At 63.3% G+C, this 16797-nt stretch carries 17 protein-coding genes and 1 other RNA gene; 4 read left to right on the plus strand and 14 right to left on the minus strand.

Annotated features, from left to right (window positions below; genetic code table 11):
• Positions 1 to 1032 precede the first annotated feature (1032 nt).
• From AC07O2_RS15015 to cobU, 9 genes are all read right to left on the minus strand, one after another.
• A complete protein-coding gene (locus tag AC07O2_RS15015) occupies positions 1033 to 1992 on the minus strand; it encodes an aminotransferase class I/II-fold pyridoxal phosphate-dependent enzyme (protein WP_495076550.1) in 960 nt (319 codons plus the stop codon).
• A gap of 123 nt (positions 1993 to 2115) precedes the next feature.
• Positions 2116 to 3084, minus strand: coding sequence for an adenosylcobinamide-phosphate synthase CbiB (gene cbiB, locus AC07O2_RS15020; RefSeq protein ID WP_495076551.1), 969 nt, complete (start codon positions 3082 to 3084; stop codon positions 2116 to 2118).
• A 4-nt stretch (positions 3085 to 3088) separates the two neighbouring features.
• Positions 3089 to 3469 (minus strand): cupin domain-containing protein, encoded by a 381-nt coding sequence (locus AC07O2_RS15025; protein WP_495076552.1) that lies wholly within the window; start codon positions 3467 to 3469, stop codon positions 3089 to 3091.
• A 26-nt stretch (positions 3470 to 3495) separates the two neighbouring features.
• Entirely contained in the window at positions 3496 to 3924 is a 429-nt protein-coding gene (locus AC07O2_RS15030) for a GNAT family acetyltransferase (RefSeq protein ID WP_495076553.1), read from the minus strand.
• Positions 3925 to 3929: 5 nt separating this feature from the next.
• Positions 3930 to 4601 carry a 5,6-dimethylbenzimidazole synthase gene (gene bluB, locus AC07O2_RS15035; RefSeq protein WP_495076554.1) on the minus strand — a complete coding sequence of 224 codons (672 nt, stop codon included), beginning with the start codon at positions 4599 to 4601 and terminating at the stop codon, positions 3930 to 3932.
• A gap of 5 nt (positions 4602 to 4606) precedes the next feature.
• Complete coding sequence (locus AC07O2_RS15040; protein WP_495076555.1) at positions 4607 to 5386, minus strand: ABC transporter ATP-binding protein; 780 nt, start codon at positions 5384 to 5386, stop codon at positions 4607 to 4609.
• A complete protein-coding gene (locus AC07O2_RS15045) occupies positions 5383 to 6378 on the minus strand; it encodes a FecCD family ABC transporter permease (RefSeq protein WP_495076556.1) in 996 nt (331 codons plus the stop codon). The genes AC07O2_RS15040 and AC07O2_RS15045 overlap by 4 nt, the downstream gene beginning before the upstream one ends.
• Positions 6375 to 7232 carry an ABC transporter substrate-binding protein gene (locus AC07O2_RS15050; RefSeq protein WP_495076557.1) on the minus strand — a complete coding sequence of 286 codons (858 nt, stop codon included), beginning with the start codon at positions 7230 to 7232 and terminating at the stop codon, positions 6375 to 6377. The genes AC07O2_RS15045 and AC07O2_RS15050 overlap by 4 nt, the downstream gene beginning before the upstream one ends.
• Complete coding sequence (gene cobU / locus AC07O2_RS15055) at positions 7229 to 7810, minus strand: bifunctional adenosylcobinamide kinase/adenosylcobinamide-phosphate guanylyltransferase (RefSeq protein WP_495076558.1); 582 nt, start codon at positions 7808 to 7810, stop codon at positions 7229 to 7231. Before cobU ends, AC07O2_RS15050 begins: the two co-directional genes overlap by 4 nt.
• Before the next feature lie 171 nt (positions 7811 to 7981).
• On the opposite strand from cobU, the gene AC07O2_RS15060 reads away from it, so the two are divergent.
• The 3 genes from AC07O2_RS15060 (at position 7982) to ssrS (ending at position 8771) form a co-directional block, all read left to right on the plus strand.
• Positions 7982 to 8227 (plus strand): DUF904 domain-containing protein, encoded by a 246-nt coding sequence (locus tag AC07O2_RS15060; RefSeq protein ID WP_495076559.1) that lies wholly within the window; start codon positions 7982 to 7984, stop codon positions 8225 to 8227.
• Entirely contained in the window at positions 8224 to 8544 is a 321-nt protein-coding gene (locus tag AC07O2_RS15065) for a cell division protein ZapA (protein ID WP_490593883.1), read from the plus strand. Before AC07O2_RS15060 ends, AC07O2_RS15065 begins: the two co-directional genes overlap by 4 nt.
• Positions 8545 to 8591: 47 nt before the next feature.
• Positions 8592 to 8771: non-coding RNA, 6S RNA (gene ssrS, locus AC07O2_RS15070), on the plus strand.
• Positions 8772 to 8790: 19 nt separating this feature from the next.
• On the opposite strand, the gene AC07O2_RS15075 is transcribed toward ssrS, so the two are convergent.
• From AC07O2_RS15075 to AC07O2_RS15090, 4 genes are all read right to left on the minus strand, one after another.
• On the minus strand, positions 8791 to 11214 hold the full coding sequence (locus tag AC07O2_RS15075) for a sensor domain-containing protein (RefSeq protein ID WP_495076560.1): 2424 nt from the start codon (positions 11212 to 11214) through the stop codon (positions 8791 to 8793).
• Entirely contained in the window at positions 11211 to 12524 is a 1314-nt protein-coding gene (locus tag AC07O2_RS15080) for a cyclic di-GMP phosphodiesterase (protein ID WP_495076561.1), read from the minus strand. Before AC07O2_RS15080 ends, AC07O2_RS15075 begins: the two co-directional genes overlap by 4 nt.
• A 247-nt stretch (positions 12525 to 12771) precedes the next feature.
• Positions 12772 to 13584, minus strand: coding sequence for a prolipoprotein diacylglyceryl transferase (lgt, locus tag AC07O2_RS15085; protein WP_495076562.1), 813 nt, complete (start codon positions 13582 to 13584; stop codon positions 12772 to 12774).
• A 127-nt stretch (positions 13585 to 13711) separates the two neighbouring features.
• Complete coding sequence (locus AC07O2_RS15090; protein ID WP_495076563.1) at positions 13712 to 14614, minus strand: LysR family transcriptional regulator; 903 nt, start codon at positions 14612 to 14614, stop codon at positions 13712 to 13714.
• Between the two features lie 106 nt (positions 14615 to 14720).
• Between AC07O2_RS15090 and ilvD the strand changes: the two genes are divergently transcribed.
• On the plus strand, positions 14721 to 16415 hold the full coding sequence (gene ilvD, locus AC07O2_RS15095) for a dihydroxy-acid dehydratase (protein ID WP_495076564.1): 1695 nt from the start codon (positions 14721 to 14723) through the stop codon (positions 16413 to 16415).
• A gap of 66 nt (positions 16416 to 16481) precedes the next feature.
• Here ilvD and AC07O2_RS15100 read toward each other — a convergent pair whose 3' ends face one another.
• Positions 16482 to 16724, minus strand: a complete 243-nt coding sequence (locus AC07O2_RS15100) for a TIGR04438 family Trp-rich protein (protein WP_495076565.1) — start codon at positions 16722 to 16724, stop codon at positions 16482 to 16484.
• Between the last annotated feature and the right edge of the window lie 73 nt (positions 16725 to 16797).

A 16797-nucleotide genomic window follows, 5' to 3' on the forward strand; every position in this document is an offset into this window, starting at 1 on the left:
GGGGGCGCCTTTCTTTTGGTGACTTTTCTTTTGCGCAAAAGAAAAGTTACTGCGCCGCCGGGCGCACATCCCGGCCGAGAGCCGCATAGCCTGTCCGAGCAAAGCAGGCACCCATAACGATTAGGCGAGTCAGCGCGCAAGACTTCGGCACGCGACAAATCGACTATGCACGCAGTTTTCACACTGTGCCGACAAAAACGCTCCTTGCCAGAGCGATGCCTACGGTTACGATGGCCACGAACTTCCTCCATTCAAGCGAGTACTTTGATGAAAAGCTGGGCCTCTCCATCGTGGCATTTTGTGGCCGATCACTGCAACCCCAAGAGATGCAATTGGCTTGGGATGGGGAAGCTCCTTTCATTCGTTAGATTTAAATGACCGCCGATCCCAGAACAGCACCTCTCCTCGAGTGGAACCGTCTCGCGCGTCAAAACGCTGAAAACGCGATCGTGTCTTCTATGTTCGAGGCTAGCTTCAAAGCAAGCAAACCAATCGCTGAGTTTTCAACGTGGCTCCTAGTCGGTACTGCTACCGTCGCAGCATTCTTCATCACAAACGCTGACAAGCTACTACCTTTCATCACTCAAGTCGGGTACCTTACTTGCGGTGCGCTCCTTTGCGTCTCTTGCCTTTTTGGCCTGATTTCGAGGCTATACGCCCTACGGTGCGAGATCCAAATAGAAACAGGAGCAGCGGTTCGCAAAACTTTTACTGAGCATCTTGCAAGGCACCAAGACGAAGAGAAGAAGATTGAGGAGAGTGCGGGCATATGGGGTATTACGCTGGAGACAGGTATTCGCCTTGAGCGAGTGCTCCGCGAGTACTTCATTCCATTTCCTCGTTGGGTTGCCTGGCTTGTAACTCGACAACTCAAAAAGCACCTGAACAATCCACAAGTCGGGTACCTGCCTGTCATTAAGGCGCTGCAATGGCAGGGCATGTTTGCTCTTCTACAAGCACTACTCTTCCTGAGTTTCCTAGTAGCCGGGTTCATCTATGCCGCAGCCCCAAAGACTGCCGCTCCGCCCACCCCTACCCCGGCGCCGCCAACGCATCCTGCCCCAACGGCGGCAACACCCCCAGGCGGACATAACCCGGCAAGCCAAAAGATGCCGCGTCCCGCAGCTTGATGCCACGCGCGCGCAAACGCTGCAGGCGCAGCGGTAAATCGTCCCCGCTGGGCCGGGTACAAAAGAAGTTCGCGCTGCTGGGCAGGCATTCCCAGCCAAGGGTACGACACAGAATAATCTGCCGGGCCTTCCAGGCCCGCAGCTTTACCAGGCTCTGCGCCAGCCACTGCTGGCTAGCCGGGCGGCACCAGGCTTGCAGCATGGCCACGCCGTGCGCGCCCACCGGCCAGGACGGGCACAGCATGGACACGGTCTGCACATCTGCCCCCAACGGTGCAATCACATACGCCGCGCGTATACCCGTCAGGCCCAGGGCCTTGTTGGGCGTCCACATCTGCCAGACCCGGTCACGCCGGTCGGCATCCAGACTGGGAGCGCCGTCGAGGCGCAGCGGGGCGTAGGCGCAGTCCAGCACCAGCTGCTGGTCGGGCCGCAAGCCGTCCACCAATTCCGCCAGACCGGGGTGGGCCTGGCCTAAGGGGCTGGATGGCTCGCAGGTCCACAGCAACTGGGCTTGCTGCGCATCGGACTGGGTCAGCCCCCAGGCCTGGGCGGCTTGCAGATAGTCGCCGTAATGATGCTTCGGCAGGTACACGCGCTGGCGCTGATGCACAGCGCTGATACGGTGGATGAACTCGCTAGCACTGCCTGCCAGCACGACGCGCTGCGTGCCCACGCCGTGAAAGGCTGCCAGTTGCTCTTTCAGGGCCGTGTAGTGCGGGTCCGGATAGCGCGTAGCGTCGGCCTGCTGCAAGTCGGCCAAGGCGTGCGGGCACGGGCCGCAGGCGTTGCTATTGGTCGAGAAATCCCAGCGCGGCACGCCCAGCGCATCTGGGCCGCCATGGGTGAAAAAAGAGCTCATGTGCTATTCAATATATAGCTGCTTGCGCTGGAAGCACATGCTCCAACACGGCATAAGGCTGGAAAGTGTAGGGCAATCCTGTGACAGGCGTTGGACATGCCACCTGCCGCTGCGCGCAGTCACTCACCGCGCTATAAAAAACAGAGCTAACAGCGTAATCAACACCAGCGCCAGCAGCGCATTGCGCGCATGGATTCCGGCGCGGTACATATCGGTTGCGCCCGGTACGCGGCCCGTGGGATGCAACACGTACACGCCCGGCTTGCCCAGCCGCACATCCAGTGCCAAGGCCATGGCGGCCATGGGCCAGCCGCTGTTGGGCGACGGCGTGTAGGCCGCCTGCGTGACCAGCGCGCGCCAACCGCGGCCGCCGGAGACCAGTAGCAACAGCACGGCGGTAACGCGTGCGGGCAGCCAGCTCAGCACGTCATCGACCCAGGCCGCCCATTTGCCGGCCCATTCCCACACCTGGCCATTGCGCACGCCACGGTAGCCCCACATGGCGTCGGCGGTGTTGGCGAAGCGGTACAGCGCCGCGCCGGGCAGGCCCAGCAGCAGGAACCAGAAGATAGGGGCGACGACCGAGTCGTTCAGGTTCTCGGCCAGCGACTCGATGGCGCTTTCACGCACCTCGCTTTCGCTGAGCTGCGTCACGTCGCGGCTGACCAGCCAGGACAGCCGTTCCCTGCCTGCGTCCAGGGACTGGGCCAAGGCGTCTTCCACCGCCTGCACCTCGCTGTACAGCATGGCCCAGGCCAGCAGCGGCTTGAGCAGCAGGCCCAGCAGCAGCACGGCCAGGGCCGTGGCCCACAGGCTGTGAAAGTGCTGCGGCAGCCACAACAGGCCTTTTTGCGCCGCCACAGCTGCTATGCAAACCATAGCAGCCCCCGTACACCAAACGAGCGCTCCCAGCCAAAAGGACTTGTAATCGGGGTCGGGTGCCGGCACCGGACCGTCCAACGGCGCCACGCGGCGCCCAGCCCAACCCAGGGCATTGCCCATCCACACCACCGGGTGGCACCAGCTAGGCGGCTCGCCCAGGCGCCAGTCCACCACCAGGGCTATCAGCAGTACAAGAGCAATCAGCAGCATGCTTTCAAGCACGGGCCAGCGGCCGCAACTGGTCGGCGAGCGAACGCGTCTTGTCGGTGGCCACATCGCCGGTGTGCAGGGTCGATTTGCGCTCGATCAGCATGATGTGGCATTCCTCCTCCGCTACCGGGTTGTGCCGCGTGCCTTTGGGCACGACATACATCTCGCCCTGGCACAGATCGACCACGCCGGTTTCCAGCTCGATGCGCAGATGGCCTTTGAGCACCATGAACAGCTCGTCCTCATGTTCATGGCTGTGCCAGGCCAAGGAGCCCAGCACCTTGGCGACCTTGATGTACGAGTCGTCCAGCTCGGCGATCACGCGGGGCGACCAATGTTCGGTCAGCGATGCGGCGATGTCGGCGGGGGAACTGATGGGTGTCATGGAAATCCTTGGTTTGTTCAGCGCGCTCACTGCGCCGGGCCGTCGGGTATCAGGCGCTTGCCCAGGCTCACGGCCTCGTCCTGCGCGTAGCCCAGGCGGCGGTAAAAGGCCAGCACGGCGCTGTTGCTGGTGCGTACCTGCATGTTCAGCTTGGGGCAGCCCAGCGCCAGCAGCTGTTGCTCGATGTGCTGCATCAATTGGGCCGCATAGCCGCGGCGCTGGTGGCTAGGCGCCACGGCCAAGTAGTTGACCCAGCCACGGTGGCCGTCGTAGCCGGCCATGGCCGTGGCGATCAGTTGACCGTCCAGCTCGCCCACCAGAAACAGCTCGGGCTGCACCTGCAACTTGCGGGCAATGTCTTTGTAGGGGTCGTTCCAGGGGCGGGTCAGGCCGCAGGCCTGCCACAGGGCGACCACGGTGGCTGCGTCGGAGGTTTGGTAGCTACGGATCTGCATAAAGGCTATTTTCCCTCTGCGAACAAGGTGGATGCCTGGCCCCACTGGTCGTCGAACACCAGGTCGGCCAGGGCTTCGCGGCGGGCCCAGTTTTCTTCCTCCAGCATGGGCCGATCGTAGAACTGGGCCACCGGCCCCAGGCACAGCAGGCCCACCGGCTCGGCACCTGCGGGCAGGCCCAGCACCTCGGCCACGGTGAGCGGGTCGAAGATCGACACCCAGCCCATGCCCAGGCCCTCGGCGCGCGCCGCCAGCCACAGGTTCTGGATGGCGCAGGAGGTGGAGGCCAGGTCCATCTGCGGCAGGGTACGGCGGCCGAAGATGTGCTTTTCGCGCCCATCGGGCAGCACCACGGCCAGCAGCTCGGCAGCGTCCAGCAGGCCCTGCACCTTGAGGCGCATGAAGTCGTCCTCGCGCTCGCCCATGGCCTGGGCGGTGCGGACGCGCTCCACCTCCACCACGGCGTGCAGCTGCTGGCGCAGCGCCGGCGCCGAGACGCGGATGAAGCGCCAGGGCTGCATGAAGCCCACGCTGGGGCCGTGGTGTGCGGCCAGCAAGAGGCGACGCAGCAGCTCGGGCTCGACCTCGCCGCCGTTGAAATGGCGCATGTCGCGCCGCTCGTAGATGGCGCGGTAGACGGCTTGGCGCTCGGGCGCGCTGAAGGCGTGGTCGTTCATTCTGTTTACTCTAATTTTGGTAGCGCAACCCACTGGTTGGCTATGCGCTGTACGGTGATTCGTTGGTCAAACACCTGCTCCAACGCGCGCTGTGTGGCCGCATCGCCACAAGCGCCCTGGTGCAGCACCCGGCCCTGGGCCAGCACCAGCATGTCGTCGGCCTGCAAGGCCATGGACACCTCGTGCAGCACGCTGACCACGGTGTGGCCGCGCGCCAGCAGCGCACGCACCAGCAGCAACCAATCGGTCTGGTGAGGAGGGTCCAGGTTGGCCAGGGGCTCGTCCATCAATAGCACGGGGGCCTGCACCGCCAAGGCCCGCGCCAGCAGCACACGCTGGCGCTCGCCGCCGGACAACTGGCCCAGGTTGCGGGCGCGCCAGTCCCAGGCCTGGGTGGCGCGCAGGGCTTGCTCTACGGCGGCATGGTCGGCGGCGCTGGGTGCGGCCAGCCAAGGCTGGTGCGGCAGGCGGCCCAGCATGGCCACGTCCCACACCGTCAAATCATCTGCGCTGCCCTCACCACTTTCGCCCTGCCCTAGCCAGGCCAGCTGCTGTGCGCGCTGACGGCCCGACAAGGCGGCCAAGGGCTGGCCCAGCAGCTCGACGCTGCCGGTGCAGGGCAACAAGCCGGCCAGCACCTTCAGCAAGGTGGATTTGCCCGCACCGTTGGGGCCGACGATGCTGGTCCAGCGACCTGCGCCCAACGCCAGGTCGATACCATGCAGCACAGGCACATTTCCCAGGCTGGCGCAGATTCCAATTGCGCGGACAGCTATTTTTTTCATAGCACACCCACCGTGCGCTTGTGCATGCGCCAGAGCAGATAGCAGCCGCCCAGTGCGGCCGTCAACACGCCCACCGGTAGTTCTTGCGGAGCAGTCAGCCAGCGCGCCAGGATGTCGGCCGCCATCAGCAATACGCCGCCGGTCAGGCTGGACAAAACCATCCAACGGCCGTGCGTGGTCGGCACCAGCGAGCGCGCCAGGTGCGGAGCCACCAGGCCGACGAAGGCGATCATGCCGCTCTGCGCCACGGCCGTGCCAGTGGCCAGCGCCAGCACCGCAATCAGCGCGGCCCGCATCTGCGACAGCGGCAGGCCCAGGCTGCGCGCGGTGACCTCGCCCAGGCTCAGGCCGTCCAATACCGGCGCCAACATCCAGGCCACCAGCAGGCACAGCGCCCACACGCCGGCCATCAGTAGGCACGCGCTCCAGCCTATGAAGCCGGTGGTGCCCAGGTTGAAGCCCACGCTGGCGCTCAAAATCTCGGGCACGGCCTGCAGCACCAGGTCTTTGGCGGCGCCCAGCACCACGCCGACGATCACGCCGGCCAGCAGCAGGCGCAGCGTGTGCTGCACACCACGCGCCAGCACCAGGGTCAGCAGCACGCCGCCCACCGCGCCGGCGAACGCCGCCCCGGTCAACCCCAGGCGCACCAGCCAAACGGTAGCGGCCGGTGACACGCCCAGCAGCGCCAGGGCCACGGCAATCGCCAGCGACGCGCCGGACGCGCTGCCCAGCAGATACGGGTCGGCCAGCGGATTGCGGAACAGGCCCTGCGCCACCGCACCAGCCAGTGCAAACAAGGCCCCTGCCAGCCAGGCACCCAGGGTGCGCGGCAGGCGGATATCCCACAAGATTTGCAGCGCCACGGGGTCATGGCGTGCGGCCAGCAGGCTGTCCAGACCGGTACTGCCAATGCTGGCGCCGACCAGCAACAAGACAACGGACAACAGCAGCAACACCGCAGCTGTGGGCCAGGCTTTGCGTGGGTTCACGGAGCTTTGTCCTGCAGGCAGGCGGCCATGGTGCGCGCCGCCTCGGCCATGCGCGGGCCGGGGCGCACCAGGGTATCCGACTGCTCGGGCGTGAAAACGCAAACACGCTTTTCACGGATGGCGCGTATGCCAGCCCAGCCGGGGCGCTGCGCCATGTTCAGCGTATTGCGGTCGCCGACCATGATCAGGTCCGGGTTGGCGCGCACCACAAATTCGGGGTTCAGCTTGGGGAATGGGCCCAGCGCGGCGGGCACCACGTTCTGTGCGCCTAAGCGGGCCATAGTTTCACCGATGAATGACGCGGTGCCGGCGGCATAGGGCGCGGCATTCACCTCGAAATACACCCGCGTGTTTTTGACCCGCGCCGGCAGCGACTGCGCAGCAGCGGCCACGCCGGCATCGATGTTGCGCCAGATGCGGGCGGCGTCGGGCACGTCCAGCAACTGGCCCAGCTTGTCCAGCACGCGGCGCACATCGGCCGAGGTTTTAGGCTCCAGCGCCACCACTTTCAGGCCCAGCGCCTCCAGCCGCGCACTGGCGCGCGAGGCGGTGGCCAGCACCACCACGTCAGGCCGCAGGGCGACGATGGCCTCGATATTCGGGTCCAGCCCGCCGCCCACCTGCGGCAAACCGCGCACGCTGGCCGGGTAGTTGGAATAGCGGTCCACACCCACCAGGCGCTGGCACTGGTCCAGCGCACAAATGCTTTCGGTCAAGGACGGCAGCAGGCTGACGATGCGCTGCGGCGCCTGGCTGAACTGCACCAGCGTGCCTCGGTCATCGGTGAGCTGCAGCGCCTGGGCAGGCAGGGCCTGGCATAGCAGCAGCCACAGAAACAGATAGGGCAGCTTCAAGCAGCGTCCTTCAGGCTCAGGGGCAAACCAGCGGCCATCAAGGTGACCCGCTGGCAGCGCTGCGCCACCTGCTGGTTCAGACTGCCCAACGCATCCACGAAGACGCGCACCTCGCGCCCCAGGGGGATGACGCCCAGGCCGATCTCGTTGCCCACCAATATCAGCGGGCCGGGTGCCTGCGTGATTACTTCCAAAAATATAGCTACTGGCGCTGGTACTTCCTGCGCTGCAGGCCTTTTTTCTTCAAAGTCTGGCGGCATCAGCAAGTTCGTCAACCAGAGCGTCAGGCAGTCCACCACTACCAGGGTATCGGCTCGGCTGTGCTGGGCTATGGCCTCGCCCAGGCGCAGCGGCTCCTCCACCGTGGCCATGCCGGGCACGCGCTCGGCCCGGTCGCTTTGGTGGCGGGCAATGCGCACACGCATTTCGTCGTCCCAGGGCTGGGCGGTGGCGATGAAGACAGCGCGGTGTGCGGGCGATGCGGCCAGCCAGTCGGCGGCCATTTGTTCGGCCCGGCGCGACTTGCCACTTTTCTGGCCGCCGAGTATGAGTTCACTGCGAAAGGTGTGGACGGGCATGGTCCTGGATAAGCACTTGCGTGGATAGGGATGGTGGAGAAATCGATGCGGGGCGTCCGCTCAGGCAGGCCCGCTGTTGCAAGCCGCTGAGCTACGGCGTGTAAACCATGCTATGCGTAGCGAGTCCACGATTTTACGACGCCACGGCGCACCACTACAATCACAGAGCTTATGGCCTCCCCCACCCAAATTGAACACATTGCTGAACGCACCGAGCGCCTGCTGCTGCGTTACCGCGAGCTGCAACGCACCAACCAATTGCTGACCGAACAGGTCAACAGCCTGGCCCAGGAACGCGACTCGCTGAAGTCCCGCCTGGGCGCAGCGCGTGCCCGCATCGACGCCCTGCTGGAACGCCTGCCAGAAATCAGCAGCCCGCCGGCCGTGCGCGCAGCCCCCCGCAAGGACCAGCCATGAAGCAAGTGGAAGTACAGATCCTGGGCCAAAGTTACCGCCTGGGTTGCCCCGAGGACGGTGAAGCCCGTTTGCTGGATGCGGTGAAGATGGTGGACACAGCCATGTGCGCCATCCGCGATGGTGGCAAGATCAAGGCACGCGACCGCATTGCCGTGCTGGCCGCGCTGAACCTGGCGTTCGACCTGTCCGACCGCAACAACCCGGCCGCCGCACCGCTCAGCCCCCGCGCCGAAGCCGCAGAGGACGGCGACCCCGCGCTGGCAGCCCTCATCACCAAGCTCGACCTGGCCCTGGGCGACGACGGGCAATTGCTCTAGAACTTTACTTCCGGTACGTTGGCGCTGCGCTGAATCGCCTAGAATCGGGTTGTCTGCGATGTATGCCGGGCTTTATATTTCCTTGAACCAATGCTCTATGAGCCCGGGCCTGGAATATCCCCTGGGGAGCGTGATCATCTCGCGTTAGATGAACCCAACTTCAGGGTGACCTAGCCCACCTGAACCCCGGTTCAGGATGCCGGTCCGGTGACATTCGCAGACACCCTCTACCCTGCGTCGCCCCTTTCAGCGGGCCTCGGCAAACCTTCCGACCGCATCGTCGATCACGCTGTCGAGATCGCCACTCGGCACCGCCGCCGAATACAAAAACCCCTGGTACTGCTCACAACGCAAGCCCTGCAGTACCTGGCGCTGGGCTATGGTTTCCACACCCTCCGCGATGATGGTGAGCTTAAGCGCACGGCCCATCTGGATGATGGCGCTGACGATAGCCAGATCGCTTTCGTCCGACGGCAGCCCGCGGATGAACGAACGGTCGATCTTGAGTTTGTGGATGGGAAACTTCTTCAGATACGCCAGGCTGGAATAGCCGGTGCCGAAATCGTCAATCGACAGCACCACGCCCAGCGCAGCTAGCGCCTGCAGACGCGCAAAAGCCTCTTCCGCGTCCTGCACCAAAATGGACTCGGTAAGCTCCAGGTCCAGCAGCCGAGGGTCCAGCCCAAATTGGTGCAAAACACCGGCCACCCGCTCCACAAAATCGGCCTGCTGGAACTGCAAAGCCGAGACATTCACCGATACAGTGCGCGCCGTTCCCGCGCGTTGCCAGACCGCAGCCTGGCGCACGGCCTCAGTCAATACCCAGGAGCCAATCGTGGTGATGTAGCCAGACTCTTCGGCCAACGGAATGAAGTGAGCCGGCGACACCTGGCCCAACTCGGGGTCGAACCAGCGTATCAGGGCCTCCACCCCCAGCACCTCGCCATCGCCCAGGTTGACCTGGGGCTGGTAGTACAGCTGCAGATGGCCAGCATCCAGCGCCAGGCGCAGGCGGTGCTCCATCTTCATGCGCGACAGCAGGGCCACATTCATCTGCGGTTGGTAGAAACGGAAATGGCCGCGCCCGCGCTCTTTGGCGCGGTTCATGGCGGTGTCTGCCGCCTTGATCATGTCGTCCAGGTTTTGCCCATCGGAGGGGTACATGGCCACGCCGATGCTACAACCCACCGAAAAGTCCATGTCGTCCATATGGAAGGGTTCGGTCATGCTTTCCAGTACCCGCTCGGCCACCATCTTGGCGCCTTCCGAATCGGCCTGGTGCAGGTACATGACGAACTCGTCCCCGCCCAGACGGCACAGCGTATCGACCTGGCGCAGGCAAGCCGCCATGCGGCGTCCGACCTCAACCAGCACCCGATCGCCAAACAAATGGCCCAAGGAGTCATTGATGTTCTTGAAGCGGTCCAGGTCCAGAATGAGGATGGCGAATTCGCCTCCATCGCGCTCCGCCAGGCGCAACGCAAAGTCGACCCGCTGAGACAGCATCAGACGGTTTGGCAAGCCGGTCAGCACATCCGTGTAGGCCAGCTGCTCGATGCGCTGGTGGTTGGCCTTCTTTTCAGTCAAGTCCTTGAAGAAACCTATGCTCTGCACGATCTGCCCCTGGGCGTCACGCACGGCAATCCAGGACAGATGAACGGTACAGACGCTGTCATCACCCCGGGTATGCAGGGCCTCGCCATCCCAGTGGCCGTCACGCTGCCAGCCGCCCTGGATGCGCGAGAACAAGGCAGTGCCGCTGGTATCCCGAAACAGGTCCGGAATGTAGCGGCCCAACAGTTGCGATTCCAGGCAGCGGCTCAGGCGCATGCACACAGGATTGATGGCCACCACATGGTGCTGCGTATCGGCGATGAAAATCGCGTCCAGGCTGGCCTCGAAGACCTTGCCCGCCAGCTGCAGCTTGGCCTCGGACTCGACGCGATCGGTGATATCGCGAAACGAATACACCCGCCCGATGGCTCGGCCCTGGCTCATTTGCGGCCGGGTCACGCGCTCCAGTACGCGGCCGTTGCGCAGCAAGACGATGTCTGTTCCCTGGTAGAGCGGTGTCGCAACAATGTGCTCCATGCGCCGGCGGTATACCGCGGCGTTGTGCACGGACTCTGACATATGCTCGTACAAGGCCTGGCTATTGCGCCCCTGTAAAAGCGCGTGTGGCGCAGCCCACAACTCCGAAAAGCGCTGGTTGCACACTGTGACCACGCCATTCAGGTTGCAGGCCAATATGCCGTCCACCGTGGACTCCAGCGTGGCTTGCATCTCGGCCAGCACCAGTTCCAGCTGGCCCTCAACCTGGCGCAGCGGCCCCAGATCACGCAGTCCCACCACGTAGACAGAGCTGCCATCCGGCAACAGCACCGGGTTGACAGAGCGCTCCACCGATCGGCTGTTGCCATTGCCGCAGCGCAACGTGGTTTCAGAGCGTATGCGCTGTGAACCACCCTGCTCTAATTCGCTCCAGAAAAAAACATCTTCCAGCGCCGCCAGGAACACCGTGACCTGCTGGCCTACCACCTGTTGCCGCAACATGCCCAGCAAATCCAGCGCGGCGACGTTGACTTCCATCACGGCGTAATTTGCACCCGACACAATCCACACGGCTTCTGGCAAGCCCTCGATCAGCGTCCCCAACACGGAAGCCGTCATGTGTCGCTACCTGGCCTCTCGTAATGGGGCATCTGCTCGAAGTAGTACGCTACCCGCTGACGCGGAGACAGATAGTCCTGCACCGCGCGCGGCAGCTGCGACGGCTTCAGGCTGCGGCGAATGCCCATCTCGGGCGCATGTTCCAGATTGACGATCAGCGCTTCGTCGCGCGGCACACTGGCATCAAAAACAATCACACTGGGTTTAAGCGGCCGGCTGGAATTGACGGACACCACCATGGCATAGCCGTCGTTCACCAGCTGCACCACCGAACCCGGTGGATACACACCCATCATGCGCACAAAAGCGCCCAGGGTGACCGCGTCGAAACGCGACTTCATCTGCGCAAAAATCAGGGACAAGGCCTCGTGCGGGGTCAGCGCATTCACCAGCCGGGGCGGGTTGCACAGATTGTCATAGCGGTTGACCAGGGCCAGTATCTTGCCCATGTCCGACATGTTTGCGCCCACCAGGCCCGATGGAAAACCGCTGCCGTCGGCCAGTTCGTGGTGTTGCGACATGGCGCGCAAAACATCCTCCGATGCCCCCATGCGCCGCGCCAATACCAGGCTCAGGTCCACATGCTCCTGGTAGGCCTGCAGTTCGGACGCTGAAAACCCCGGATCTGCGGAGCGCAGGCGATCAGGCATCTGGATCTTGCCAAGATCGTGCAGCAGCCCGGCCAGGCCCAGGTCGGCCAGCGCTGCAGACGGCAGGCCCAGTGCTTTGCCCAGCAGCATGGAAATCACCATCACATTTACGGGGTGCACGGCACTGCGTTCGCCCATGGCCTCGGACAACAGGCGGATGGCAGACTCGCTCTCGGCCAGCAAGTCCTGCACACAGCGCCCCACCAGCGCCCGGCTTTCGTCATGCAGCTGTACAGGCCGCTGGGCGACCTGCTCGGTCAAACGCCGGTATTGTTGCGTGGCCTCGCCAAACCGCCGTTCGCACAAGGCCAGGCTGCGCCGCTGTGCCTCCAGACGCTCACGACGCAGATCTCGTACACGGTCTTGCCCACTTGAGTGCAGCGGGGCTACCGGCTCATGTTCCGGCTTAAAAAGCCCCGACGGATCGGACACAGGCTCATGCTGAGGCCCATCAGGCACCTCGGAAACCTCGTCGCTCTGGTCGGGGAAATAACGAACGCGGCTCAGACCCAAGGAAAGAATCGTCTTGATCTGGTCGTCCGAAGTAATCTTGAAACTACCCTTGGGAAAGGGGTGGTCCATCCAGCCTAGCTCCAGCTGGATAAACATGCCGTGGCGCAGCTGCGCGACATCAATCCATTTGGCGACGCGTTCTCCCATGGTCTTATGTGGCTACAGCTAAAAGTGGCATCGTTTAATTATGCAGCCTTGGGGTGACATTTTGTTACCAGGCGTGAAATAGTTCCTTGAAACCGACATCCCCTCGCCCCCCCTGTTATCGGTTGCGGATTTGCGCAAATTCATAGAGCAGAACCCTAGGAACAGCACCACAGCGTCCAAAAAACTCTAACGAATGCTACCAATTAAATAGCAAAATATGTAACGAAAATAAGCGGTAAAGGCCGTCTTAATCCGTCCTACGCCGGCGCCCCAGCCACCACCATGCGCCGGCACCGCCCAAGATCATCGGCACGCACAACCATTGGCCCATGCTCATACCCAGAGAGAGTAAGCCCAGGAAAGCATCTGGCTCGCGGAAAAACTCTGCAATGAAACGGAACACCCCGTAGCCAAACAGGAAGGCGGCCGCCACCTGGCCCTGCGCACGCTCCTTGCGCGCATACAACCACAGCAGAATGAACAGCAGCAGGCCCTCCATCAGGAACTGGTAGACCTGCGAGGGATGGCGTGGCAGCGGGCCGCCGTCGCGGAACACCATGCCCCAGGGCAGATCGGGTGAACTCAGCCGCCCCCAGAGTTCACCATTGATGAAATTACCCACCCGGCCCGCGGCCAGGCCGGTGGGGACGCAAGGCGCCACAAAGTCAGCCACCTGCCAAAACGGCCGTTTGCGCGAATGGGCAAACCAGACCATGGACGCAATCACGCCCAGCAGGCCACCGTGGAAGGACATGCCGCCCTGCCAGACGTACAAAATCTCCAGCGGGTGGCTCAAGTAAAAGTCAGGCTTGTAAAACAGGCAGTAGCCAATGCGCCCGCCCAGCACCACGCCCATCACGCCCAGAAACAGAATGTCCTCCACGTCCTTGCTGGCCCAGGCACCAGGACCCTGGATATGGACAAAGGGCGGATGCCGTAAGCGGCGCGTGCCCAAAAACATGAACAAGGCAAACGCGGCCAGATAGGTCAGTCCATACCAATGGACAGCCAGGGGCCCGAGTTGCAGGGCGATGGGGTTGATTTGGGGGTGGATCAGCATGGCGGCTATTTTGCATGCAGCCATGTTGCCGGCCGGTAAAGCCAGGAGCCCGGTTTGAAATTACATGGCAAATATGCCTCTGGCGCAGATAACAACTGCGCAAGCAGCTATCAAAGATATAGCTGCCCTAAACAGCACCCTGCCCCACAAACTCCACAAACCGCTCAAGCGACGGGCCGGCCCCCTGCTCCGCCCAGACCAGACTGGTTTCGCAGCCCGGCACACCAACCGCATCGGCCAGCGCCCGGTACACCACCCCCGGCCGCTGGAACTGGGTCACGCTCTGCGGCACCCAGGCCAGGCCCAGGCCGGCAGACACCAGGTTCACAATGGTCTGCATCTGTATCGCCTCCTGGGCCACCTCGGGCAGGCGCCCGGCGGCGTGGTACACGCCAAAGATCGCGTCATATAAAGACGGCACGATACGGCGCGGGAAGATCACCAGCGGCTGGTCCAGCACGTCGGCCATTGCCAGGCGGGGTTGGGCGGCCAGGGCATGCTGCTCGGGCAGGGCCAGCACCAGCGCCTCGCGGCTGACTACCTGGCGCGCCAGGCCAGGCGGTACAAAGCCGGGCGCGTGCAGCATGAAGCCCGCATCCAGCTCGCCACGCGCAAACGCCTCCAGCTGCACATCGCCCGTGGCCTCGACCAGCTCCATCTGCACCTTGGGGTACAGCGCCCGGAAGCCGCGCACCCATTGCGGCAGCAAGGCAAAGCCCACCGTGGACACAAAAGCCAGTCGCAAGCGCCCCAGCTCGCCCGCCGCCGCCGCCCGCGCGTGCTCAGGCAAAGCCTGGGCACGGGCCAGCAGATCCAGCACCTCGGGCAGCAAGGCACGGCCGGTAGCCGTCAGTTGCACGCTGCGTTTGGTGCGGTCAAACAAGCGCACTGCAAGCCGTTTCTCCAGCTGCGCAATGGCCTGGGTCAGCGGTGGCTGGGTCATGAACAGGCGCTGCGCTGCGCGGCCAAAGTGCAGCTCCTCAGCCAGCACGGCGAACTGGTTCCACAGGCGTAGTTCAATCGTATTCATATGTACAGCATATTAATAGGCATCTAAAAATAGATTGGACCCTGGTTTTCACCCGTAGCATACTCAGCGCTGCAAAAAACACCTCCCCACGCTGAAAAGAGACACCATGGAAACCAAACCCATCATCCTCAACCCCCGCTCCAAGAACATCACCGAAGGCAAGTCGCGCGCGCCCAACCGCTCCATGTACTACGCCATGGGCTACGAAGAAGGTGACTTCAAGAAGCCTATGGTCGGCGTCGCCAACGGCCACAGCACCATCACGCCGTGCAACTCCGGTCTGCAAAAGCTGGCCGATGCGGCCATCGCGGGTATTGAAGAAGCCGGCGGTAACGCACAAGTCTTCGGCACCCCGACCATTTCCGACGGCATGGCCATGGGTACGGAAGGCATGAAGTACTCGCTGGTCAGCCGCGAAGTCATCAGCGACTGCATCGAAACCTGCGTGGGCGGTCAGTGGATGGATGGCGTGGTGGTGGTCGGTGGTTGCGACAAGAACATGCCCGGCGGTCTGATGGGCATGCTGCGCGCCAATGTGCCCGCCATCTATGTGTACGGTGGCACCATCCTGCCAGGCCGCTACAAGGGCCAAGACCTGAACATCGTCAGCGTATTCGAAGCCGTGGGCCAGAACGCTGCCGGCAATATGAGCGACGAAGACCTGCTGGAAATCGAAAAACGCGCCATCCCCGGCACCGGCTCCTGCGGCGGCATGTACACGGCCAACACCATGTCCAGCGCGTTTGAAGCACTGGGCATCTCCCTGCCCTACTCGTCCACCATGGCCAATCCGCACGACGAGAAGATGAATTCGGCCAAGGAGTCGGCCAAGGTGCTGATCGAGGCCATCAAGAAGGATCTGAAGCCACGCGACATCGTGACCAAGAAGGCCATCGAGAACGCCGTGGCCGTGATCATGGCCACCGGCGGCTCGACCAATGCGGTGCTGCACTTCCTGGCCATCGCGCATGCGGCCGGTGTCGAATGGAGCATTGACGACTTCGAGCGCATGCGCAAGAAAGTGCCCGTCATCTGCGACCTGAAGCCCAGCGGCAAGTACCTGGCGGTAGACCTGCACCAGGCCGGTGGCATCCCACAAGTGATGAAAACGCTGCTGGCCGCCGGCCTGCTGCACGGCGACTGCATCACCATCAGCGGCCAGACCATTGCCGAAGTGCTGAAGGATGTGCCTGATGTGCCACGCGCCGACCAGGACGTGATCCGCCCGATCGACAAGCCCATGTACGCAGAAGGCCACTTGGCCATCCTGAAGGGCAACCTGTCGCCCGAAGGTGCCGTGGCCAAGATCACCGGCCTGAAGAACCCGGTCATCACCGGCCCGGCGCGCGTGTTCGACGACGAACAGTCCGCACTGGCGGCCATTCTGGCCGGCAAGATCGTGGCTGGCGACGTGATGGTGCTGCGTTACCTGGGCCCCAAGGGCGGTCCGGGCATGCCCGAGATGCTGGCCCCCACGGGTGCACTGATTGGTGCCGGCCTGGGTGAAAGCGTGGGCCTAATCACCGACGGCCGTTTCTCCGGCGGCACCTGGGGCATGGTGGTCGGCCATGTGGCACCGGAAGCGGCTGCAGGCGGCACCATCGCCTTTGTGCAGGAGGGTGACTCCATCACCATCGATGCGCACAAGCTGATCCTGGAGCTGAACGTGCCCGAGGCCGAGATCGCCAAGCGCCGCGAAGGCTGGACCCCGCCCGCGCCGCGCTACACCCGTGGCGTGCAGGCCAAGTTCGCCTTCAATGCATCCAGCGCCAGCAAGGGTGCGGTGTTGGACGCGTACTAAAAACCGGCCCCCATAAAAAAGCCCAAGGCCGCACGGCCTTGGGCTTTTTTACTTGCGCGGACAGATTCAGCGAGGCCGCTTGGGCGGCAGGCCCATGGCGTCACGGTGCTTGTCGATACGCGCCTGCTTGCGCTTGTCTTCGCGCTCCATGACCTTGCGCTTGGTACGGCCACTGGCATCGGACCATGCCCACCACAGAGCGGCCAGGGCAAACGGCGACAGTACGACCCACCAGTCCCAGCCTGCCACCGGAGCCCACTCCATATACTTCATGACCAGGGTCACTACCCCGATGAATAAGAACAACATTTTCGCCTCCTGGTACGGGCATATGCCGCAATCGACCTTGCCTACAATTTCCACCAAGCACTTTACTCCAACA

This window comes from Rhodoferax sp. GW821-FHT10B06 (assembly GCF_059415605.1).